This window comes from Rhizobium sophorae (genome assembly GCF_013087515.1).
Taxonomy (GTDB): Bacteria; Pseudomonadota; Alphaproteobacteria; order Rhizobiales; family Rhizobiaceae; genus Rhizobium; species Rhizobium sophorae.
In genome coordinates, this window is the sequence record NZ_JABFCN010000049.1 from 36,108 (window position 1) to 58,980 (window position 22,873).

The following is a 22,873-nucleotide window of genomic DNA, read 5'->3' on the forward strand; positions in this document are numbered from 1 at the left end:
GGAGGACCGCGGGTTTTCATCCCACGGTCCAGGCTTCGTTGGAGATCGGAGGGGCAAACGCCCCCATGCCCTCAGGCGTCCAGCCAGACGCGGGTCGCGACGTAACCGTTCGACATGTCGTTGCCGATGTCATGGACATAACCCTTCACCTGCTTGGTGGAGGCATTCACGAAATCGTTGAACATTGGCAGGATTACCCCACCTTCGTCACGCACCGTCATCGCCATGGTGCGATACATGTCCTTGCGCTTGGCCTCATCAAGTTCGGAGCGGGCCTGCAGCAGGAGCTTGTCGAAGTCAGGACGCTTGAACTTGGTGTCGTTCCAGTCCGCCGTCGAGAGATAGGCGGTGGAATACATCTGGTCCTGCGTCGGACGGCCACCCCAATAGGAGGTCGAGAAGGGCTGGACGTTCCAGACATTGGTCCAGTAACCGTCGCCCGGCTCGCGCTTGACCTCAATCTCGATGCCGGCCTTCTTGCAGCTCTCCTGGTAGAGGACGGCTGCGTCGACACCGCCGGGGAAGGCGACCTCGGAGGTGCGCAGAAGCACCGAACCGCTATGGCCCGACTTCTTGTAGTGGAACGCGGCCTTGTCGGGATCGTAAACGCGTTGCTCGATGCCCTCGGGAAACAGCGCATAGGTGCTGTTGATCGGGAAGTCGTTGCCGACCTTGCCATAACCGCCGAGGATCTTCTCCACCATGGTCTCGCGGTCCATGGCGTATTTGAGGGCGAGGCGCAGGTCGTTGTTGTCGAACGGCGCCTTGTCGCAATGCATGATGAAGACGTAGTGGCCGCGGCCGGCGGTCGAGAGAATCTCGACGTTCGGGGCGCGCTTCAAGAGGTTGACGGTCTTCGGGTCGACGCGGTTAATATAGTGCACCTGGCCGGACGACAGGGCTGCGATGCGGGCGGTGGCGTCGTTCATGCCGATGATTTCGATCGAATCGACATAGCCGCGGTCGGTGCGCCAGTCATCCTTGTTCTTTTCGAAGGTGGCGCGGACGCCGGGCTCGAAGCTCGTCATCTTGTAGGGGCCGGTGCCGATCGAGGCGAGAGGATCGTCGACGCCGCCGTTCGGCTGGATGACCAGATGGTAGTCGGACAGCAGCAGCGGCATGTCGGCATTGCCTTCGCTGAGCGTCAGCACGAGATTGCCGCCGTCGGCCTTGATCTCCTTGATCGAGCCGAGAACACCGAGCGCGCCGGACTCCGACTTCGCATCGGTATGACGCTTCAGTGTCGCAACGACGTCGTCGATCGTCAGTTCCTTGCCATCGTGGAACTTGACGCCCTTGCGGATCTTGAAGGTCCAGGTGACAGCATCCTTCGAAGGCTCCCAGGATTCGGCGAGTGAGGGCACAGCGGCACCCGTCAGCGGATCGGATTCGACCAGCATGTCGCCCCAGCAGCGGCCGATGCAGAACATGACCTGCGACAGGAACTTCGCCGGGTCCTTGGAATCGGTGGCTGCACCGCCTTCAAGGCCGAGCTTCAGGTGGCCGCCGCGCTTCGGTTCGGCGGCTTCGGCACTTTCGGTGAAGAGCTTGTCGGCGACGGCAAGTGTGATGCCGGCTGCCATGGCGCGTCCCATGAATTCGCGGCGGCTGAGCCCGCCGGCGGTGACACGGCTTGCGAGATATTTGGTGTAGTCGTTCATTCCCCAGTTCCTTCTTTATGGTGCGTTGACAGAACTTCCGGGCTGGTCCGCAGGCGGTTCCTCTCCCCCTCCGGTGCCCGCAATCATGCGGGAAGATGTTGCGGTTGTCGCCGCCTGTTACTTTCCTTTCCAAATAGGGCTTCGCTTCTCGGCGAAGGCCCGCGCGCCTTCCAATTGGTCCTCGCTCGAATAGAGCGTGTCGACCGTCGCAAACTGCCGCTTGGTGATCTTGTTCATGGCAGTCTGGAACGTCGAACCCTCTGCTTCGCGCACGATTTCCTTGATGGCCGCATAGACAAGCGGCGGCCCGCTTTCGAGCAAGCGGGCAAGCTCCCACGCTCTCTCTATCAGCCTATCGGCCGGCAGGACCTCGTTGACGAAACCCCAGCGATGCGCCTCGTGAACGTCGAGCCAGCGTCCCGTCAAAAGCATGTCCATGGCGATATGGTATGGGATGCGCTTCGGCAGCTTGATCGAAGCCGCATCGGCTACCGTACCCGAGCGGATTTCCGGCAAGGCAAAGGTTGCATGCTCGGCGGCGAGGATCAGGTCGGCCGACAGCGCAATCTCCAGACCGCCGCCGCAACAGATGCCGTTGACGGCACAGATGACCGGCTTGTTGAGGTCGCGCAGTTCCTGCAGCCCGCCGAAGCCGCCAACACCGTAATCTCCGTCGACCGCATCGCCTGATGCCGCCGCCTTGAGGTCCCATCCGGCGCAGAAGAACTTCTCACCCGCGCCCGACACGATGGCGACACGCAGGGCCGGATCGTCGCGGAAGTCCCGGAAGATCAACCCCAAGGAACGACTGGTCGCCAGGTCGATGGCATTCGCCTTCGGCCGGTCGATGACGACTTCGAGCACGCCGCCGTTCTGTCGTGTACGAATGGGATCGCTCAACCTTTGCTACCTCCTCCGCCGTATCAGAGCATCGACTACGGCAACGCCACGCCCTTCGGGAAGAACCATCAATGGATTAATGTCCAGTTCCTCCAGGGATGCCGCGTTCTTTACGACATAATCTGCCGCTGCTGAGACAGCGCCGACAGCCGCTTCGAGGTCGCCTTTCGGCCGCCCGCGATAGCCAGAGAGCAATTTTGCTAGTTTGAGGCGTGAAATCGCCGCGTGGATGTCGGTTTTCGTCGCCGGAAGCGGCAGGATGACGGAATCCTCAAGCAATTCAACGAAGATTCCGCCCGCTCCAAGCGTCAGCGACAATCCGAAGACAGGGTCGCGGATGGCGCCGACAATGAGCTCGGCGACCGGTGGATCGATCATTTTCTCGACGAGATAGCCTGAGTTCGGCGGCATTGCCGCCGCCCCATTCGACACGGCCTTACTATCCTCCAGGTTGAGTACGACGCCCCCGGCCTCGGTCTTGTGGGCAATGCCGAGCGCTTTCAGCACGACGGGGAAACCGAGCCGCTCGGCCTGCTCGGCCGCTTGACCGGGAGAGGAGGCCAACAGCCCTTCCGGAACCGGAAGGCCGAAGGCGGCAAGCTCAACCTTCGCATCGGCTTCCGTCAGCGTCTCGATCTCGCCGTCCATAAAGGACACGTCTAGCAGCGGCAGGCGAGATGGCGCTTCCCAGGCTCGGCCGATGCTGGCGGCGATTTCCGCCGCAATGATGGTTTCGTCGATACCGCAGAAGGCAATGATGCCGTTTGCCATCAGCCGATCGGCGATCGGCTCCGGCATGTTTTCCGGAAGGGTCGCCAGAACCCCGGCCAGCGCACCGGTTGCAGCGGCGGCCGCCATGACTGCGTCTGCCGTCATCGCCCATTCGGACGCGTCGCAGCGGTCGCCGCGGGGGAAGTCCAAGACGACGAGATTGAGGGCATAGCCGCCCTCGAACATGGCGCTGAAGGCTTCGGTCTGGCGTGCGAGATCCCCCCAGACAAAGGTGTGGTAATCGAGCGGATTGGAAAGCGTCACCATCTCGCCGAGGACCCGCCGCAGACGGGGCAATTGTTGCGGCTGCAGGGTTGCGAATTCCACATTGCGACCGACGGCGGCATCCGCCATCAGCGAAGCTTCACCCCCGGAACAGCTCATCGACGAGATCGAATGATTTGCGAGCGGGCCGGCGACATGCAGCAGCTTCAGGGTTTCGAGCAGTGCCGGCAAGGTCTGGACACGGCCAATACCGAGATGGGCGAGCACGGCATCCGCGACGGCATCGCTGCCGGCAAGCGAGGCGGTATGCGACACCGCCGCGCGTTTGGCCTGCTCGGACCTGCCGACCTTCAGCACGACGACCGGCTTCCTCGACTGCCGGGACATGGAAGCCAGGCGTTCGAGTGCAGAGAGATCGCCGAAACCTTCGACATGAAGGCCCACCGCCGTCACACGCGGATCGTCGATCAGTGCGCAGGCGACATCGGCAAGCGATGTCTGCGCCTGATTGCCGGCCGTGACCACATAGGCGATCGGCAGGCCGCGGGTCTGCATGGTCAGGTTGATGGCGATATTGGAGGATTGCGTAAGGACCGCGACGCCACGATCGATACGCTGCATGCCATGCTGATCGGGCCAGAGCAGCGCACCGTCGAGACCGTTGATAAGCCCGTAGCAATTCGGCCCGAGGATCGGCATGTCGCCAGCAGCCTGCAAAAGGGCCCGCTGCAGCTCGGCGCCGTCGCCGAGTTCACCCGTCGCCTCGCTGAAGCCCGATGCATAACAGACTGCTCCGCCGGCACCGGCCTCAGAAAGGCTGCGGACGATCTCGACGGTCAAGGTCCTGTTGACGCCGACGAAGGCGGCGTCCGGCGCCGAAGGCAGATCGGATACGGAGCGGTAGCAGGGCCGCCCGAGCACTTCGTCGAGTTTTGGATGAACGGGCCAGATCTCGCCGGCAAAACCCATGCGGTCGCATTGCTCGATCACCCTGCGCGCCTCGCGGCCGCCGAAGACGGCGATCGATTGCGGTCTGAGCAGGCGGTCGAGCGGACGAGGCGTCATCGGGTCACGCTCCCAGGGGTCTGAGCAGGTCGCGGCTGATGATATGCCGCTGGATTTCCGAGGTGCCGTCCCAGATGCGCTCGACGCGCGCATCGCGCCAGAAGCGGGCGAGCGGCAGGTCGTCCATCAGTCCCATGCCACCGAAGATCTGGATCGCCTCATCCGTGACGCGGGCGAGCATTTCGGAAGCGTAGAGCTTGGCCGAAGCGATCTGCCGGTCCGCAGGGCGGCCGGCATCGACCTGCCAGGCGGCGGCAAGCGTCAGCCAGTCGGCCGCGTCGATCTCGGTGATCATGTCGGCGAGCTTGAACGACACGCCCTGATTGGCGCCGATCGGTTTGCCGAATTGCTTGCGCTCGGCGGCATAGGGCAGGGCCAGGTCGAAGACCCGCCGCGCCCGGCCGACGCAGGTGGCGGCAACCGTCAGCCGCGTGCCGTAGAGCCACTGGTTGGCGATATCGAAGCCGCGATGCACCTCGCCCAGCACTTGGGCTTCGGGAATGCGGCAATCTTCGAAGCTGAGCGTGCAGTTGTGATAGCCGCGATGCGAAACGGAATCGTAGCCTTTGAGGATTTCGAAGCCCGGCGTGCCGCGATCCACGAGGAAGGCCGTGATCTTCTTCTTGATGCCTTTCGGCGTCTCTTCCTCGCCGGTCGCGGCAAAGACGATGACGAAATCTGCGACATCGGCATGCGAAATGAAGTGTTTCGTGCCGTTCAGCACGAAGTCGCTGCCGTCGCGGCGGGCGGCGCATTTCATGCCGCGCATATCGGAACCGGCGTCCGGCTCGGTGATGGCAAGCGCATCGATCTTCTCGCCACGCACCGCGGGCAGGAGATAGCGCTCACGCTGCTCGCCCTCGCATGCCATCAGGATGCCGGAGGGCCGGCCGAAGAAGACCGTCAGCCCGAGAGACCCACGCCCGAGCTCCCGCTCGACCAGCGTGAAGGTGACATGGTCGAGGCCGGCGCCGCCGACTTCCTCGGGGAAATTGCAGGCATAGAAGCCGAGATCGATGCATTTGCGCTGGATCTCGCGTCCGAGCTCCGGCGGGACGATGCCCGTCCGCTCGACTTCGTTCTCATGCGGATAGATTTCGGTCTCGACGAAGGCGCGGACCGTCTCGACGATCATTCCCTGTTCTTCGCTCAGTCCGAAATCCATGCCGATCCTCCTACCGTTTCTGGCCGACGTGACGGCCGACACCTTCGGGCGCGGCCAACTCCGCATGGGCTCTGGCGATCGCCTTCGCCTTGTCGATGATATCAGCCGGCGCCGGCACGGCCTTGCCGGCCTTGCTGTCGACATGCAGCAACATGTGCTCGGCGGTTGCGAGAGCCTCGCCCGTCACCGTGTCGTACAGGGTGTGGAAGACGTGCAGCCGCTTCTCGTCGACACCAAGGATCTGGCAGGTCGAATGGATGGCCTGGCCGAGCTTTGCTTCGCCGAGATGGCGGATGTGGGTTTCCACCGTGTAATAGCTCTGCCCCGCCTCGACATAGGCGAGATCGACGCCGATGAGGCGCAGCAATGCGTCTGACGTATCGCCGAAAATCTGCAGGTAGCGATGCTCGGTCATATGGCCGTTATAGTCGACCCAGGCGGGGCCGACCTTCGTCTCGACGAGCCTCAGCGGCTTCGACGGATCGAATGACGCGGTCGCCTTGCCGCCTTGCGCCCAGAGCGATTGCTCGAAGTCCTTCAGCAGCTTGCCGGCGCCCCAGCCCTTGCCGTCGTGACCGCCCTTTAGGGCCTGCAGGATGCCAACGAGGTTTTCGTCGCGGATGCGTTCAAGCTCGCGGATCGACAGGCCGGCCGCCTGTTCGTCAGATTGCCGGCCGACCTTTTCGATCAGCGCATCGTCGAGATCGACGACATCGGTGAGCTTGGTCCAGGGCCAGGCGAGGCATGGACCGAACTGAGCGAGGAAGTGGCGCATGCCGGCCTCGCCGCCGGCAATGCGGTAGGTCTGGAACAGGCCCATCTGCGCCCAACGCAGGCCGAAGGAGTAGCGGATGACGTCATCAAGCGTCTCGACGGTGCAGATATCGTCGTGGATGAGCCACAAGGCCTCGCGCCAGAGCGCTTCGAGCAGCCGGTCGCCGACAAAGGCCTCGATCTCCTTGGCGATGTGGACGCCCTTCATGCCGATCGGCGCCAGTCGATCCATCGCCGCCTTGATGGTCGCCGCCGAGGTCTGCTCGCCGCCGACGATTTCGACGAGCGGCAAGAGGTAGACGGGATTATAGGGATGGGCGACAAAAAGGCGTTCGGGATGCTTCATGTCGCGCTGCAGATCGGTCGGCAGCAGACCTGATGTGGAAGAGCCGATCAGGGCGTCCGGGCGCGCCGCGGCATCGATCTCAGCCAGGACGCTGCGCTTGAGGTCGAGCCTTTCCGGCACGCTTTCCTGAATCCAATCGGCGCCGGCGACGGCTTCCTCGAGCGTCGTGCAGAAGGTCAGCCTGCCGCGCGGCGGCAGGGGTGCGCCGGTCAGCATGGCATAGGCTTTTTCGGCATTGGCGATGACTTCGCCGACGATGCGGCTCGCCTCCGGATGCGGATCGAATACATCAACGTCGATGCCGGCCAGCAGAAAACGCGCGATCCATCCGCCGCCAATGACGCCGCCGCCGATACAAGCCGCCTTGTTGATCCCTGTCATGCCGTCCTCAGCGCTTCGTCAGTTTGAGTTTCTTGCGAACATCTTCCGGGCCGATGATCCGGGCACCCATGCCTTCGACCACCTGCACGGCCTTTTCGACGAGCTCAGCATTGGTGGCGAGTTGGCCCTTGCCGACAAAGAGGTTGTCTTCCAGGCCGACGCGCACATTGCCGCCGGCGAGAACGGCTGCCGCCGGATAGGCCATGGCGTTGCGGCCGATCGAAAAGGCCGAAAAGGTCCAGCTCTCAGGCACATTGTTGACCATCGCCATGAAGGTATTGAGATCGTCGGGCGCACCCCATGGAATGCCCATGCAGAGCTGGATCAGCACCGGATCTTCGATCAGGCCTTCCTCGGCAAGCTGCTTGGCAAACCAGAGATGGCCGGTATCGAAGGCCTCGATTTCGGGGCGCACGCCGAGATCGGTCATCTTCTTTGCCATCGCCCGCAGCATGGCCGGCGTGTTGGTCATGACATAGTCGCCGAGGTTGAAATTCATCGTGCCGCAGTCGAGCGTGCAGATTTCAGGCAGGCATTCGGCGACGTGGCTGACACGCTCGGTGGCGCCCGCCATATCCGTGCCCTTAGGATTGAGGGGAAGGGGGCTTTCGACGTCCCCGAAGATCAGGTCACCGCCCATGCCGGCGGTGAGATTGAGAACGACGTCGACATCCGCCGAGCGGATGCGGTCGGTAACTTCCCTGTAGAGATCGTTGCGCCGACTGGCGGCACCCGTTTCCGGATCGCGGACATGGCAGTGAACGACCGCCGCACCGGCCTTTGCCGCATCGATCGCGGATTCGGCGATCTGCTTGGGGGTGATCGGCACGTGGCTGGATCTGGAAACCGTGTCGCCGGCGCCGGTGACGGCGCAGGTGATGAAAACATCGCGGTTCATCGCAAGAGGCATGTTTTTGTTCTCCCTCGTCTTATCCGCATTACGCGACAGGATGGATGGCGATGCGTTGCAATTTCGGAAGCAATCGATACATTATCGGAACCTAAGGGAGATGACCTTGCTGCAGCGATCGACGGAACGGCTCGATATCGACCTTCTCGTCCTGCCGGACGCGAACCTGATCCTGATTGCCTCGGTCATCGAGCCGTTGCGCGGCGCCAACCGCATTTCCGGCAGCGAGCTCTATCGCTGGCGGCTGCTGACGCCGGATGGAGCATCGATTCCGACCACCAGCAACATTGCCGTGCCCGCCCAAGGCGCTTTCAAGGCGACGACCGAGGATACGCCGCTGTTCGTGCTGGCCAGTTACAACTGGCGCCGAAGTGCGACGCCGGCGCTCAAGATGCAGCTCTCCCAGGCCGCCCGCTATCGCACGGTGATTGCCGGCATCGAGTCCGGCACCTGGCTGCTGGCCGAAGCCAGCCTGCTCGACGGACTGCCGGCGACCGTTCACTGGGAGGACTACGAGGATTTTGCGCTGGCCTATCCGCAAGTGCGGGCCGTCAAGGATCGGTTCGTCATCGACGGCAAGCGGCTAACGACCTCGGGTTCGCTTCCGACCGTCGACCTGATGCTGGAGGTGATCCGGCAACGGCAGGGTTATTCGCTGGCGCTCGAGGTCAGCCGTCTATTCCGTTACGAGCAGCCGTCCTTCCATGCCGATGAGCCTCTTTCCGCAGCCGCGGCCGGGTTGCGCATGCACGATCCCCGTGTTGCGCAAGCGGTGCGACTGATGGAGGAACATATCGAGCAGCCTCTGATTCTCACGCGGCTCGCCCGCAGGGTGGGCATCAGCGCAAGGCATCTGCAGGATCTCTTCCAGCAGAGTATCGGCGCGCCGCCGCATGTGCATTATCTCGCGCTCCGCTTGAATGCGGCCCGCCGCAAGGTGATCGAGACGGCGGCCTCCTTCGCCGATATCGCGGCGGCGACCGGCTTCAACTCGGCCTCGGCCTTTGCGAGAAGCTACCGGGCAAGTTTTTCCGAGAGCCCGTCGGAGACCCGGCGCCGCCTTCGCCGACGCATCACGTCATCGGAGATGCGGGCATAGGCTGAAACGCATCCCGTATCATTTCAGCAAGTTCGCGCACAGCCTCGCTGGAACGGTAAGTGCTCCGACGGAGCACGACCTTGGAGGAATCGACTGGAGGGAAACCATCTTCGGCGGTGAGTTCCCGGCAGCCGGGCGGAATGCTGCTGCGGGAAAGCGTGGTGACGGCAAGGCCTGCGATCACGGCATTCTTCAGCCCCGAGCCGGTATCGGCGATGAAGGCGATGCGAAAGTTGCGGCCGATCTGCTCCAGCGACCGGAGCGCAAAATCGCGCGACCAGGTGGAATTGCGATAGGTCGCAATCGGCAGGGGATCGATGTCGTGCAGCCGGTGGACCATCGATGTCACCCAGACTGTGGGATCGATGCAGATGACCTCGCCTTTCGTCTCATCGCTCCAATCGAAAACGACGGCCAGATCGAGCTCGTCCCGCTCGAGGGCGGCCAGGTTGCGGACGGTATAGTCGCAGGACACGGTGACCTCGACGGCTGGGTGGCGGACAGCGAAAGCCGCAAGGGCCGCCGGCAGTACCGTCTGGCTGTATTCCTCGGGAATTCCGATACGTACCGGTCCATCCAGCGGCTTGCTGCGGATCGTCGCGGCGGCCTCGTTCAGGAGGTCGATGATCCTGCGGGCGTAGGGCACCAGCTGTATGCCCTGGCGTGTGAGCAGCACGCCGCGGGCGCCGCGCTCGAACAACGTTTCGCCGATCGTCTGCTCGAGCCTCTTGATCTGGGTGCTGACGGCCGATTGTGTTCGCCCGATGCGTTGGGCGGCGGCGGAGAAATTGGAGGTTTCGGCAACGACCAGGAAGGTTCTCAGCAGGTCGCTCTCAATCGGTTCGTGCATCGGAATAGCCATAGAAAAAATCGATGGTAGTCATCTCTACTATTCGTTTGTCTGATGTCAATTCTGGGCGCACAAAAGAGCCGCGTTCGACTTCCTTCTTTGAGAATATCTGCGTGACCATTGAAAATCCGGCCAGACGCCTCGCAGGCAGCGAGCACGAGAAGGGTGTGCTTCTCATCATTGCCGCGACGCTTGCCTGGAGCGCGAGTGGCGTCTATTCGCGGCTCCTGACGACTGACGTATGGACTGCGATCGCCTGGCGGTCGTTGTTTGGCGGCCTGTTCCTGCTGATCCCCTGCCTTTTCCTCGAAGGGGGCATCTCACGGCAGCAATGGCGATCCGTCTTCCATCCGTCCGGTCTTGCCATGATCGCATGCCAGACCTTCAGTCAGGTATGCTTCATCGGGGCGCTCTACATGACCACCGTCGCCAATGTGACGATGATCTATGCGACCGCGCCTTTCATCGCAGCGTTGCTCGGCTGGGTCATTCTCCGGGAGAGGGTCTCCGGGCGGACGCTGATTGCAGGCGGCATCTCGCTCCTTGGCGTTGCGGTCATCGTCGCCTCGTCGATCGGCGGCGGTACCGGTTGGGGCGACCTGCTGGCGCTCGGCATGACGGCGTCCTTCGCGCTCGTCATCATCATTCCGCGCATCAGTCCTGATGTGCCGAGCCTGCCGCCGACCGTGGTCAGCGCCTTCCTGACGCTGGTCATCTTCGCTCCGTTCGGTTCGGTCGGCTCGCTCGACCTCCACAACTGGATCGTGCTCGCCGCTTTCGGCGCGACCAATTTCTCTCTCGCGCTGGTGCTCTTCCTTGCCGGAGCGAAGCGAATGCCGCCGGCGGAGGCGGCGCTGATCGGCACGATGGAAATCGTGCTGACGCCCTTCTGGGTCTGGCTGCTGTTTTCCGAGGAGCCGCCCATCGCCACCTTTTTCGGCGGCACGATCATTCTCGGCGCCGTGTTCTGGCACACGGTTGTGGACTTCAAGCGCGGGCAGCGGCAGCGTTCCTGAACAGCGTCATCGCCGCGCAGGCAGATTGTCCTGTCTTCCCGACTGTCGTCTTTGAGTTGCGCCCTGTCGTTTTCATGAGCGCTGTTTTGCGCACGGCGTGGTTTGCTGAAGGTGTAAGCGGCAGAGGAACCGAGATCCTCAAGGACATCGCCGGATGATAATTCGGAAAGACACCTAGATCGACCGAAAGGAGATTCTCAAGCCCGGAAACCAGCTCTTTGCGCAGCAGACCGACAGATTGCGGCAGGCGATCACGAACACGACAGGCTAAAGCTTCAGCGTTCGCTCCTCCCTTCCATTCAATCCGTCCCCGCCTATTTGCAGAATTCGAGTATCGCCCGATGCGGCGGTATTGACATGCCGGACTGCAGAGGAGGCAGGCCGGAGGAAAGTTTGCCGTCGGCTGCATTGGTTGCGGATCGAGGCATTTCAAACACGTGGGAGGAATCCATGAGCAAAAATAGAGGCGTCGTCTATCTCCGTCCTGGCAAGGTCGAAGTGCGCGACATCGACGATCCGAAGCTGGAAGCGCCCGACGGCCGCCGCATCGAACACGGCGTCATCCTGAAGGTGATATCGACCAATATCTGCGGCTCCGATCAACACATGGTCCGCGGCCGCACGACGGCGATGCCGGGCCTGATCCTCGGTCATGAAATCACTGGCGAGATCATCGAGAAGGGCATCGACGTCGAGATGCTCGACATCGGCGATATCGTCTCGGTGCCTTTCAATGTCGCCTGCGGCCGTTGCCGCTGCTGCAAGTCTCAGGATACCGGTGTCTGCCTGACGGTAAACCCGGCCCGCGCCGGTGGTGCTTACGGTTATGTCGACATGGGCGGCTGGATCGGCGGACAGGCGCGCTACGTCACCATTCCCTATGCAGATTTCAATCTGCTGAAAATCCCTGATCGGGACAAGGCGATGGCGAAGATCCGCGATCTCACCATGCTCTCCGACATTCTGCCCACCGGCTTCCATGGCGCAGTGCGGGCAGGCGTCGGTGTCGGCTCGACCGTCTATGTCGCAGGCGCCGGCCCTGTCGGCCTTGCGGCTGCGGCTTCGGCTCGCATTCTCGGCGCTGCCGTCGTTATGATCGGCGATTTCAACAAGGACCGTCTGGCGCATGCGGCGAAGGTCGGTTTCGAACCGATCGACCTGTCGAAGAGCGACCGTCTCGGCGACATGATCGCGCAGGTCGTCGGCAGCAATGAGGTGGACAGCGCCATTGATGCGGTCGGCTTCGAGGCACGCGGCCACTCGGGCGGCGAACAGCCGGCGATCGTCCTCAATCAAATGATGGAGATTACCCGTGCCGCGGGTTCGATCGGCATTCCCGGCCTTTACGTTACCGAGGATCCGGGCGCCGTCGACAACGCCGCCAAACACGGCAATCTTTCGCTTCGTTTCGGCCTCGGATGGGCCAAGGCACAGTCCTTCCACACCGGCCAGACTCCGGTAATCAAATACAATCGGCAGCTCATGCAGGCGATCCTCCACGACCGGCTGCCAATTGCCGATATCGTCAACGCCAAGGTCATCCCGCTCGACGATGCCGCCAATGGATATGAGAGCTTCGACCAGGGAGCGGCGACGAAATATGTCCTCGATCCGCACGGGGAGGTGGCGAAAGCCGCATAGCGACAAGACTGCAGACATAGAAATGGCCGGGCGAAATCCCGGCCATCCCGCATTCTCGAAAATTGGCTGGCGAACTACTGGATGCTGAACGGGAAATATTTTGCGTTGATCATGTCATAGGTCCCATCCGCCTTGATGCTCTTCAGCGCTTCGTTCAGGCGCGTCAGACGCTCCTTATCATCCAGGCGCAGCGCGATACCGGCGCCCTCACCGAAGTATGTGATGTCGACCAGATCCGGCCCTTTGAACTCGCAGCAGCTTCCTGCTTTGGTGTTGGCAATCCAGTCGTAGATGGCGAGTTTATCCTCAAGGATAATGTCGACGTTCCCATCCGCCAGACCCTTATATAATTCGGGCGAAGACCGAAAAACGGTCTTTTTCATCTCCGGATAAAGATGGTTGGCAAAAGATTCCTGCGCTGTCGACGATGTCACCCCAAGTTTTTTGTCGCTGAGCGCGGCGGGGCTGATGTCGTTGATCGACGAATCCTTCCGTACGATGAACACCGACGGGCTGTTGTAGTATTTTTCAGTGAAGGCAACCTTTTGACGCCGCTCAAGGCTCATCGACATGGATGAGATGATCGCGTCGTATTTTTCCGCAACGAGATTGGGGATGATGTCGTCCCACTTCTCGATGATGAATTGGCATTCGAACTTGCCGACCTCGCACAGCGCATTGGCAATATCGATATCGAAGCCTTGAAGCTTGTTATTTGCATCGAGATAGTTGAAGGGCGGAAACGCACCTTCGACGGCAATTCTCATCGGCGTGCGATCTTGCGCAACCACCTCGAGCGGCGAGGTCGCGGCCAGAAAGATACCAATCCCGCCCGCCATCAGCGCTCCGCGCAGTATAGTCTGAATGGATATGCGCAACATCGTCGGGAGCTCCTTGGGACGTAGTCGATATCGCGCAATAGTAGGTCACAGCTTTTAATTCTACGTGAACGCTTCTTTGTTAGCGTCGACGAATGCGCCCGCGTCGTGGTGTTCAGGGGTCTACGCTTGCACATCGTTCTTCCTTCCAGCTCCAACACGTTTCAGCAATCCTGGATCGCTTCGGGAAGAATTCTGTTTCTTATTGCCGTCAGCGGACTTGGAGCGATCGGACTTGTCGTGCTTTCGGCGCTCTGGGCAGGAACCGAGAGCGACGCTGCAGCCCTTGATCGACAGCGCCAGCTAGTGAATGCGCGCCTGCGGGAACAGGTCGATCAAGTCGCCCATGTTATCGGCCAGTTCGGCAACGGTTACCTCACACGTGTTTATCCTGCCGCCCGCTCGACGGGAGGCTCCTCCAGCCTCGAGGCCGTTCTGACGGCGGCGGCCGGGAGTGCGATCAGCCAGACCGCAATGTCCGCCTTCGGCTATGACCAGGCCTTTGTCGTTGACGAGAAGGCGCAACTGCTCATGCTGGCAGATGCCCGAACAGAAAAGCGTTATCGCTGGATGAAGCCTCTCTTCTTGCCTCTCCTTCAGGATGTCCGGCTTGGGGTGAGACACGGCACGGTTTCCAACGAACGAACGCCGTCCTCAATGGAAAGCCGTCTTGCGAGTGCCCGTTCCAGCCGGGCGCTGGCCAATCTGATGCGGCTGGAAGGTCGACCGACGATCGTCGGCGTCGTCGCCATCAACGAGGCCACTGAGAGGCAGCAGCAGCCGATGCGGCAATTCCTGATCGTCGTGCGGTTTATCGATGGTGCGGCGCTGGATGAATTGAGCCGGGAACAGGGCCTCAATGGCGCGCGCTTCGCGCGCACGGCCGATGCAGACGAAAATGAGGTTGCGTTCCAGATTGACGCCACGGCAAACGGCGAACCGATCGGCTTCATCGTATGGCGACCCGATCTTCCAGGTTCGAGGGTGATTGGCCGATTGATGCCGGCGCTGTCGATTGCCGCCTTGGTGATCGCGATCCTGTTCTCGGTCTTGCTGGTGCGCCTGCGAAGCAGTCTCGGCGAGTTGAAGAGAAGCGAGCTGCACGCAAGGCAGCTTGCCTTGCATGATGTGCTGACCGATCTTCCCAACCGCGCCTTGTTCGCGATGCGGTTCGACGAGTGCCTGGCTGAGACACAGAATTCGACCGAACGCTCGGCGGTAGCACTTCTCGACCTCGACCGCTTCAAAGCGGTCAACGACACTTTCGGCCATGCCGCCGGCGATGAACTTATCAGCATGGCTGCGGAGCGGATCCGTTCCCTGCTTCGTCCAGGCGACACGCTTGCCCGGCTCGGAGGGGACGAATTCGCCCTGCTTCTCCGGGACATCAAAGATCATGATCACGTTTTGCCGGCAATATGCGAAGCGATCGTTACCGAACTTGGCAAACCCTTCCCGCTTTTGAGAGGCGAGGCCGTTGCACGCGTCGGCGGCTCGATCGGCGTAACCGTCGTGCCGGACGCCGGGCGGAATGCCGATGACATCATGCGCTATGCCGACGTCGCGCTGTACGAGGCAAAGATGGGGGGAAGAGGCCAGTGGCGTCTCTATTCACCGTCCATGGACGGCGGCAGGAATGCGCGCGACATTCTCAAGAACGAATTGCGGGACGTTCTGGCTAAAGGCACGGCCTCATCCGCTGACGGTCCGCAATCCGATCCGATTGTAAACGGGCCGGATTTCGGATCGCTCGAGGTCTATTACCAAACGGTACATCGCGCTGAGGCAGGATACTCGGCGTCGGGCGCGGAGGCTCTGGTGCGTTGGCGTCACAGTCAGCGCGGACTATTGACGCCTGCGAGCTTCATCCCTGTCGCCGAGGAGGGCGGCCTCATCGACGCTCTCGGTTTCTGGGTCTTGCGCGAAGCCTGCAGAGCCGCCTGCCAATGGCCTGAAAACACATTTGTTGCGGTCAACGTGTCTCCCGCCCAGTTGAGAAGGCCGAATTTTGCCGAGGAAGTCTTCGCCATGCTCCAGGAGACCGGCCTGCCACCGTCCCGGCTTGAGCTCGAGCTCACCGAGTCCTCGCTGATCGAGGATAACTCGGACGTCTATACGGTGCTGAGGTCGCTGCGCAGCCGGGGTGTTCAGATTTCGCTCGATGATTTCGGAACTGGCTTTTCATGCCTCAGCCATCTGGTGCGCTTCGATATCGACCGCATCAAGATCGATCGATCCTTCGTCTCACAGCTCGGCACAAAGGCCAACGGAGCGGCCATCATCGGCGCCATCGTCACGCTCAGCCGCAACCTCGGTATCTCGACGACAGCTGAAGGGGTCGAAACGGAATACCAACGCGACTTTCTGGCGGCCCTCGGCTGCACCGACCTCCAAGGGTACTTCTTCTCCAAACCGGTTCCTCTTCGCGACCTTGACAGTTTCCGGAAAGCTGAGAGCGGTTTAATCTCGACCGCTTCAGGCGCCGTTGCCTGAGAGGGCTTTTTGATCTTCCGCCAGGAACTTTCGCCTCACGCGGCGGTTGACGCCCAAAGACCGAGTGGAGGATGTGATGGGCGAGGTGGGCGAGTGGCGGCACCTTTGCGTCGACATGCAGCGGATGTTTGCCGAAGACACGCCATGGCACGTTCCCTGGATGGCACGGATCTCTCCCCAGATCGAAGAGCTGGCCGGGCGGCATCCGTCCCGAACGATCTTTACCCGCTTCCTGCCACCCGAACGTGCGGACGACATGCCGGGGAAATGGCGGGATTATTACCGGAAATGGTGGATGATGACGGGCGAACATCTTCCGCGCGGCTTCATCGATCTCGCCCCATCGCTGGCATCGCTGGTTCCGCCGGCAAGGCACTTCGACAAACGCACCTATTCCCCCTGGATTGACGGCCGCCTGCATCCGATCCTTCAGTCGGAGCGGGTCGATACACTTGTTATATCAGGCGGTGAAACGGATGTCTGCGTGCTGGCCACGACGCTCGGCGCGATCGATCTCGGCTATCGTGTCATCGTGCTGAAGGACGCCGTCTGCAGCGGCGCCGACGATACGCATGACGCGTCACTGGAACTTCTGCACGATCGGTTTTCCGTGCAGCTCGAACTCATGGACACCGAAGAATTTTTGAGCGAGGTTGGATAGAGCGCAGGGGCAGCCCGCGCTCGCCCGGCGACGTTTCTCGCCGGGCTTGCCGTTTCGTTTAACGGATCGCCGTTCACCTCGGCGTCACGTCAATGCCGAACCACTTTTCGGTCGGCCTTTGCTTGGCAGTCTCTACTCTGCGGCTTCAATGAAGCGGTGGCGTTCATAGAGGAATTTCAGCACGGCTTCACGGCATTTGAGATATGTCCGGTCGGAGGCGAGTTCGATGCGATTGCGGGGACGGGGCATCGTCACGTCGAGCACTTCGCCGATGCGGGCTGCCGGGCCGTTGGTCATCATAACGATGCGATCGGACAGCAGCACCGCTTCATCGACATCATGGGTGATCATCACCATCGTATTGCCAAGCCGTGCGTGGATTTCCATCACCGCATCCTGAAGATGGGCGCGGGTCAGCGCATCGAGCGCGCCGAAGGGCTCGTCGAGCAGCAGGATCTTCGGCTCCATTGCAAGCGCGCGGGCGATGCCGACGCGCTGTTTCATGCCGCCGGAAATTTCCGAAGGCCGCCTATCTCTCGCATGCGCCATCTGCACGAGGTCGAGGTTGGCCATGACCCACTCATGCCGCTCGGCCTTGGTCTTCGTTCGGTTGAAGAGTTTGGAGACGGCGAGATTGACGTTCTCGTAGACCGTCAGCCAGGGCAGCAGCGAGTGGTTCTGGAAGACCACGGCGCGCTCCGGACCGGGCCCATTGACCTCGCGGTTTTCAAGGAGCACGGCGCCTGCGGAAACTGGAGTCAGGCCGGCAATCAGGTTGAGCAGGGTAGACTTGCCACAGCCGGAATGCCCGATGATCGAGACGAATTCACCCTCGGAAATCGTCAGGTTGATGTCCTTCAGCACCTCGGAGCGAACGCCGCCGCGATCGAAATGTTTGTCGATATGATCAAGCTTCAGATAGGCGTTCATAGGTGCGTTCCTCAATTGGCCGTGGCGCCGCGGGTGATAAGTTTGCCGAGTGCTGCCACCAGCTTGTCGAGAGCGAAGCCGACGATACCGATATAGACGAGCGCGACGATGATGTCCGAAAGGCGCGACGAGTTCCACGCGTCCCAGATGAAGAAGCCGATGCCGACGCCGCCCGTCAGCATTTCGGCCGCGACGATGGCGAGCCAGGAGAGGCCGACGCCGATCCTGAGGCCTGTGAAGATATAAGGCGCTGCCGAAGGCAGCATGATCTTCCAGAAAAACTCGAACTGGTTGAGGCGCAGCACCTCGGCGACATTGCGGTAATCCTGCGGGATATTGCGGACGCCGACGGCGGTGTTGATGATCACCGGCCAGATCGACGTGATGAAGATCACGAAGATCGCTGAAGGATTGGAATCCTGGAAGGCTGCGAGCGACAGCGGCAACCAGGCGAGCGGCGGAACCGTACGCAGCACCTGAAAGATCGGATCGAGGCCCCGCATCGCCCAGGCCGACTGGCCGATGATCGCACCGATGATGACGCCAGCGACCGCAGCAAGTCCGAAGCCATAGAGAACGCGCTGCAGCGAAACGAGCACGCGCCAGCCGAGCCCGATATCCTGGGAGCCGTAGTTGAAAAACGGATAGGCGATCAGGTCATAGCTATCCTGCCAGACCCGATGCGGTGAGGGCAAAGACGCATCCGCCGATGAACAGAGCACCTGCCAGACGAGCAGGATGAGTGCCAGCACGACGACCGGCGGAACGACGTTGCGAAGTGCGGCCAGTGCCGCTCGACGAAAATCGATCCGCGATCCGTGCTTGCCGGAAAACGGCAGAACCTTTGCCGCCGGCTTGGCAGCGGCGGCCGTGGAGGGATTTTCTTTATTTGCCAGGGCGGACATCAACGCGCTCCTCACGTGAATGAAAGGCCGGCGCGCCGTTGCGCGCCGGAGCGGGTCACGAGACAGCCTTGATCGAAAGGCTGTCGAGATAAGCGGAAGGATTTTCGGGGTCGAAGACCTTGCCGTCGAAGAAAGTCTCCTTGCCGCGAGAAGACGATGCGGGAATATCGGCTGCCGCAACGCCGAGATCCTTGGCGGCTTCGCGCCAGACGTCTTCGCGGTTTACCTGGTTGACCAGCGCCTTGATGTCGGTGCTCGCCGGCAGATTTCCCCAGCGGATGTTTTCCGTCATGAACCAGGTATCGTGGCTCTTGAACGGGTAGGAGGCGCCGTCTTTCCAGAACTTCATATAGAGGTCGGTGGCCTTGAACTCGCGGCCGTTGCCATAATTGATGTCGCCCTTGAGGCGGCCGAGCACGTCCTTCGTCGGAACGTTGAACCATTGGCGCTTGCCGAGAATGTCAGCCATCTCCGCCTTGTTGTCCATGCTTTCACACCACTGCTGAGCCTCCATGACAGCCATCAGCAGGGCTTTGGCAGCATTGGGATTCTTTTCGATCCATTCGGCGCGCATCCCGAGCGCCTTTTCAGGATGACCCTTCCAGAGCTCGCCGGTTGTGGCTGCGGTAAAGCCGATGCCCTGGTTGACGAGCTGCTCATTCCACGGTTCGCCCACACAGAAGACGTCCATGTTGCCGACCTTCATGTTGGCAACCATCTGCGGCGGCGGCACGACGATGGTCGAAACGTCCTTGTTCGGATCGATGCCGCCGGCGGCGAGCCAGTAGCGGATCCAGAGGTCATGGGTGCCGCCCGGGAAGGTCATGGCGGCCTTGATCTCCTTGCCCTCCGCCTTCTTTTTCTCGAATGCCGCCTTCAGCTTGGAGGATTCCAGCTGCACGCCGGTGTCGGCATATTCCTTGGCGACGGAAATGCCCTGGCTGTCGAGGTTGAGCCGGGCGAGGATCGCCATCGGCACCGGCTTATTGTTCTGCGTCACCTTGCCGGTATGCATGAGATAGGGGAGCGGCGAGAGGATATGGGCACCGTCGATGCCGTTTGCTGCACCGCCCAGCACGAGATTGTCGCGGGTCGCACCCCAGGATGCCTGTTTGGCCACATCCGTTTCCGGAAGGCCATGCTTGTCGAAAAAGCCCTTTTCCTTGGCGATGATCAGCGGTGCGGAATCGGTGAGAGCAATAAAGCCGAGCTTGGCACCTTTCACCTCAGGGCCTGCTCCGGCTGCGAATGCGCCGGACGGAAAGGCAGCCTTGACGGCGCCGATGAGGGCAGCCGCTGCGGTCGTCTTGAGCATGCTGCGGCGGCTAATGCCGGTTGTCGAAATCCCAGTCTGCAAATTCTTTGTCATGCGCAGGTTCCCTCTGCTGGCTGAATTTGGACACAAAAAAACGCCGCCGGAAATTGCGTCCAGGGATGGGAGAATCCCGGAGCAAAGACCTTGCGACGTCGGTGTCTATTGTAGGCGCTTATGCCGCGCCTATCTGCGCCGGTCGCCATTGACCGATGCTTCTCAGAACTTGCAAGCAGCGTGCCAATTTCGAGAGGATATGGTAACGGCATGAAGTAAAAGGAAAAATGCGAAGAATTGACAAATGCCGATTTCTTAGGCTTTGTTATTTTCTGCTTCTGTTTTGTGCGATTGCTAACGTAATCGCAGCCACGGGAGCGTTCTATTTGTGCAGTGCACGCAATATGGAAGTCGCGATCCCGCAGACCGCATAGCAGATTCTGCCCGCCTTATTCGTCGGTATTGCCACCGGGAAAGCTCAGGAGGAGGGAAGGTCAATGCGTGGCGATTGCCTCGCCATCACCTCATTTCATTGCAGCAAAGATACGAGGCCGTAGAACGCCGCGGATATTGCTGCAGCCGCCGGCATCGTGACGATCCAGGCGATCACGATGTTGCCGGCCAATCCCCAGCGCACAGCTGAGACGCGACGAGCCGCGCCCACTCCAACGATTGCTCCGGTGATGGTATGCGTCGTTGAAACGGGAATACCGAGCCAGGTCGCTCCGAAGAGTGTCAGCGCTCCGCCCGTCTCTGCGCAGAAACCTTGCATGGGGTTGAGCCGGGTGATCTTCGAACCCATGGTATGAACGATCCGCCATCCGCCAAAGAGCGTCCCGAGAGCCATTGCCGACTGGCAGGTAATGACCACCCAGAAAGGCACGTAGAATGTCGGGCCAAGATATCCCTGGCTGAACAAGAGCACCGCGATGATGCCCATCGTCTTCTGCGCATCGTTCCCGCCATGGCCTAGCGAATAAAGCGAAGCGGACACGAACTGCATGATGCGAAACGTGCGATCCACCGCAAACGGCGTTTGCCGGACGAATGTCCAGGAGACGGCGAGCACCAGCAGCAGGGCAAGCAGGAAGCCGATGGCTGGCGAAAGGAAAATGGCACCGACGGTCTTTAGAAGGCCGTTCCAGACGATCGAGCTGAAGCCCACCTTTGCCAAACCGGCCCCCACCAGCCCACCGACAAGCGCATGCGACGAGCTTGATGGAATCCCGAAAATCCAGGTAAGGATATTCCAAATGATCGCGCCCATGAGTGCGGCGAAGATCACTTGAGGCGAAACGATCGCAGGATCGATGATGCCGGTCCCCAGTGTTTCGGCCACATGCAGGCCGAAGAACAGGAATGCGATGAAATTGAAGAATGCCGCCCAGGCGACCGCATATTGCGGCCGCAGGACGCGGGTCGAGACGATCGTGGCGATCGAATTGGCCGCATCATGCAGACCGTTGAGAAAGTCGAAGAACAGGGCGACGACGACCAGGCCGACCAGCAGCGGCAGAGCGAGGGAGGCATCCATCAGACGTTCTCGATGAGAATGCCGCTGATTTCGTTGGCGACATCCTCGAAGCGGTCGACGACTTTCTCCAGATCGCCGTAGATTTCGCTTCCGATCATGTAGGCCATCGCATTGCCGCCGGCGCCATGACGCAGAAACAGATCCTTCAAACCCTGGTCGTGGAGCTCATCGGAACGTCCCTCCACTTGGGTGACCTCCTCCGCGATGGCCGCGAGACGCTGGGCATTGGCTCCCAATCTGTCGAGGAGGGGTATCGCTTCTGCGACAAGGTTTGCCGCCTTGACGATTTCACTGCCCATCTCCTGCATGAGCGGATCGAAGCTGGATTGCTCGAACAAGCGGATCGTCTTGACTGTCTTGTGCATCATGTCGATCGCATCATCCATCGACTGAATAAGGTCCTTGATGTCACCTCGGTCGAAGGGCGTGATGAAGCTTCGTCGAACGGCAAGAAGAACCTCACGCGTGACGTCGTCGGCCTCGTTTTCCAATGTGACGATGCGTTCGCAGTTTTTCTCAACGTCATTGCCCTTCAGGAGTTGATCGAGGGCGTGTGCGGCGGCAACGACGGTCTTCGAGTGCTTGGAAAACATTTCAAAGAATCTGTCTTCCCGTGGCATCAGCTTGCGAAAAATGCTCATCATGCCCGGGAACCTTCCTCGTGCGGCCGATTGTCATAAATCTGTCATAAACATGCCCAGGCAATTGAAGCAACAAGCAAATTCGGTAATTCATTCGTTATGACGCCGAGCAAAAAAAGCAGGAAGCCTCGACCGGACAAGTCCCAGCCACTGCTGCGGCAGCTCGCTGCTGTTCCTGAAACGCTGTTCGCCGGTGCATTCCGTCAACAATACGGCGCACTTTGCTTCCGCCCCGGCAATGCCGGATCCGAGGTTGAAATCCTGGTGATCACATCTCGCGAGAGCGCACGCTGGGTCATCCCGAAAGGATGGCCGATGAAAGGGAAAAAGCCTTTCGAAGCAGCAGCAATCGAGGCCTGGGAGGAGGCAGGCGTGCGCGGGATGGTGAAGAAGAAACCGGTTGGGCGCTATACCTATCTGAAAGAACTCGACAATGGCGATGTGGCGCCCTGTATCGTCGACATGTTTCAGATTGAAGTCACGGAAATCAGCGGCGACTTCAAGGAGCGGGGTCAGCGTATTCTCGAATGGGTCAGCCCGGATGAAGCGGCAAGACGCGTTCGAGAGATCGAACTCAAGTCGCTGCTCGTCCAATTTGATGCGCACGGCCGCAAGAAGAAACGCGATCGCGGTTGACCACGGGCTTTTTCGCCGACGCGTTACAGCGGCGCGCGTCTTTTTAGGGAATTATGCGATAAGCGTTTGATCCCGAAAACCA

Annotated in this window: 19 protein-coding genes; 6 read left to right on the forward strand and 13 right to left on the reverse strand. The window is 60.8% G+C overall.

From position 1 onward, the window contains the following. Positions 1–71 precede the first annotated feature (71 nt). From G9X64_RS28200 to bcoG, 6 genes are all read right to left on the reverse strand, one after another. Entirely contained in the window at positions 72–1,661 is a 1,590-nt protein-coding gene (locus G9X64_RS28200) for an ABC transporter substrate-binding protein (protein WP_168309637.1), read from the reverse strand. A 117-nt stretch (positions 1,662–1,778) separates the two neighbouring features. Beyond that, positions 1,779–2,561: a carnitinyl-CoA dehydratase gene (locus tag G9X64_RS28205; protein WP_168309636.1), complete on the reverse strand. Its 783-nt coding sequence runs from the start codon at positions 2,559–2,561 to the stop codon at positions 1,779–1,781. A gap of 6 nt (positions 2,562–2,567) precedes the next feature. Then, entirely contained in the window at positions 2,568–4,622 is a 2,055-nt protein-coding gene (locus G9X64_RS28210; protein ID WP_168309635.1) for an acetate--CoA ligase family protein, read from the reverse strand. Between the two features lie 4 nt (positions 4,623–4,626). Continuing rightward, positions 4,627–5,787 (reverse strand): acyl-CoA dehydrogenase family protein, encoded by a 1,161-nt coding sequence (locus G9X64_RS28215; RefSeq protein WP_171377827.1) that lies wholly within the window; start codon positions 5,785–5,787, stop codon positions 4,627–4,629. Between the two features lie 10 nt (positions 5,788–5,797). Further along, a complete protein-coding gene (locus G9X64_RS28220) occupies positions 5,798–7,288 on the reverse strand; it encodes a carnitine 3-dehydrogenase (RefSeq protein ID WP_171377828.1) in 1,491 nt (496 codons plus the stop codon). A gap of 7 nt (positions 7,289–7,295) precedes the next feature. Beyond that, the gene (bcoG, locus tag G9X64_RS28225) at positions 7,296–8,198 is read right to left on the reverse strand and encodes a 3-dehydrocarnitine:acetyl-CoA trimethylamine transferase BcoG (RefSeq protein WP_018486111.1); all 903 of its coding nucleotides are present in this window, start codon (positions 8,196–8,198) and stop codon (positions 7,296–7,298) included. Positions 8,199–8,298: 100 nt separating this feature from the next. Here bcoG and G9X64_RS28230 point away from each other — a divergent pair, with 100 nt between their 5' ends. Continuing rightward, the gene (locus G9X64_RS28230) at positions 8,299–9,297 is read left to right on the forward strand and encodes a GlxA family transcriptional regulator (RefSeq protein ID WP_168309632.1); all 999 of its coding nucleotides are present in this window, start codon (positions 8,299–8,301) and stop codon (positions 9,295–9,297) included. Here the strand turns inward: G9X64_RS28230 and G9X64_RS28235 are convergent. Next, positions 9,272–10,147 (reverse strand): LysR substrate-binding domain-containing protein, encoded by an 876-nt coding sequence (locus G9X64_RS28235; protein ID WP_171377829.1) that lies wholly within the window; start codon positions 10,145–10,147, stop codon positions 9,272–9,274. The two genes, G9X64_RS28230 and G9X64_RS28235, sit on opposite strands and share 26 nt — an antisense overlap. A 113-nt stretch (positions 10,148–10,260) precedes the next feature. On the opposite strand from G9X64_RS28235, the gene G9X64_RS28240 reads away from it, so the two are divergent. Next, entirely contained in the window at positions 10,261–11,163 is a 903-nt protein-coding gene (locus G9X64_RS28240) for a DMT family transporter (RefSeq protein WP_168309630.1), read from the forward strand. Between the two features lie 450 nt (positions 11,164–11,613). Beyond that, positions 11,614–12,804 carry a formaldehyde dehydrogenase, glutathione-independent gene (gene fdhA, locus G9X64_RS28245; RefSeq protein ID WP_168317513.1) on the forward strand — a complete coding sequence of 397 codons (1,191 nt, stop codon included), beginning with the start codon at positions 11,614–11,616 and terminating at the stop codon, positions 12,802–12,804. Positions 12,805–12,878: 74 nt separating this feature from the next. Here fdhA and G9X64_RS28250 read toward each other — a convergent pair whose 3' ends face one another. Further along, positions 12,879–13,685 carry an ABC transporter substrate-binding protein gene (locus G9X64_RS28250; RefSeq protein WP_168309628.1) on the reverse strand — a complete coding sequence of 269 codons (807 nt, stop codon included), beginning with the start codon at positions 13,683–13,685 and terminating at the stop codon, positions 12,879–12,881. Positions 13,686–13,790: 105 nt separating this feature from the next. Between G9X64_RS28250 and G9X64_RS28255 the strand changes: the two genes are divergently transcribed. Both G9X64_RS28255 and G9X64_RS28260 read left to right on the forward strand, forming a co-directional pair. Then, on the forward strand, positions 13,791–16,175 hold the full coding sequence (locus G9X64_RS28255) for a putative bifunctional diguanylate cyclase/phosphodiesterase (protein ID WP_171377830.1): 2,385 nt from the start codon (positions 13,791–13,793) through the stop codon (positions 16,173–16,175). 76 nt (positions 16,176–16,251) lie between these two features. Then, complete coding sequence (locus tag G9X64_RS28260; protein ID WP_171377831.1) at positions 16,252–16,836, forward strand: cysteine hydrolase family protein; 585 nt, start codon at positions 16,252–16,254, stop codon at positions 16,834–16,836. Between the two features lie 132 nt (positions 16,837–16,968). On the opposite strand, the gene G9X64_RS28265 is transcribed toward G9X64_RS28260, so the two are convergent. The 5 genes from G9X64_RS28265 to G9X64_RS28285 form a co-directional block, all read right to left on the reverse strand. Then, positions 16,969–17,766 carry an ABC transporter ATP-binding protein gene (locus G9X64_RS28265; protein WP_168309625.1) on the reverse strand — a complete coding sequence of 266 codons (798 nt, stop codon included), beginning with the start codon at positions 17,764–17,766 and terminating at the stop codon, positions 16,969–16,971. Between the two features lie 11 nt (positions 17,767–17,777). Further along, positions 17,778–18,671, reverse strand: a complete 894-nt coding sequence (ntrB, locus tag G9X64_RS28270) for a nitrate ABC transporter permease (RefSeq protein WP_171377832.1) — start codon at positions 18,669–18,671, stop codon at positions 17,778–17,780. 55 nt (positions 18,672–18,726) lie between these two features. Then, a complete protein-coding gene (locus tag G9X64_RS28275; protein WP_171377833.1) occupies positions 18,727–20,040 on the reverse strand; it encodes a CmpA/NrtA family ABC transporter substrate-binding protein in 1,314 nt (437 codons plus the stop codon). A 469-nt stretch (positions 20,041–20,509) separates the two neighbouring features. Continuing rightward, positions 20,510–21,514 carry an inorganic phosphate transporter gene (locus G9X64_RS28280; RefSeq protein WP_168309622.1) on the reverse strand — a complete coding sequence of 335 codons (1,005 nt, stop codon included), beginning with the start codon at positions 21,512–21,514 and terminating at the stop codon, positions 20,510–20,512. Continuing rightward, positions 21,514–22,158 carry a DUF47 domain-containing protein gene (locus G9X64_RS28285; RefSeq protein WP_171377834.1) on the reverse strand — a complete coding sequence of 215 codons (645 nt, stop codon included), beginning with the start codon at positions 22,156–22,158 and terminating at the stop codon, positions 21,514–21,516. The genes G9X64_RS28280 and G9X64_RS28285 overlap by 1 nt, the downstream gene beginning before the upstream one ends. A 96-nt stretch (positions 22,159–22,254) precedes the next feature. Here G9X64_RS28285 and G9X64_RS28290 point away from each other — a divergent pair, with 96 nt between their 5' ends. Continuing rightward, the gene (locus G9X64_RS28290; protein WP_168309620.1) at positions 22,255–22,791 is read left to right on the forward strand and encodes an NUDIX hydrolase; all 537 of its coding nucleotides are present in this window, start codon (positions 22,255–22,257) and stop codon (positions 22,789–22,791) included. Positions 22,792–22,873 lie beyond the last annotated feature (82 nt).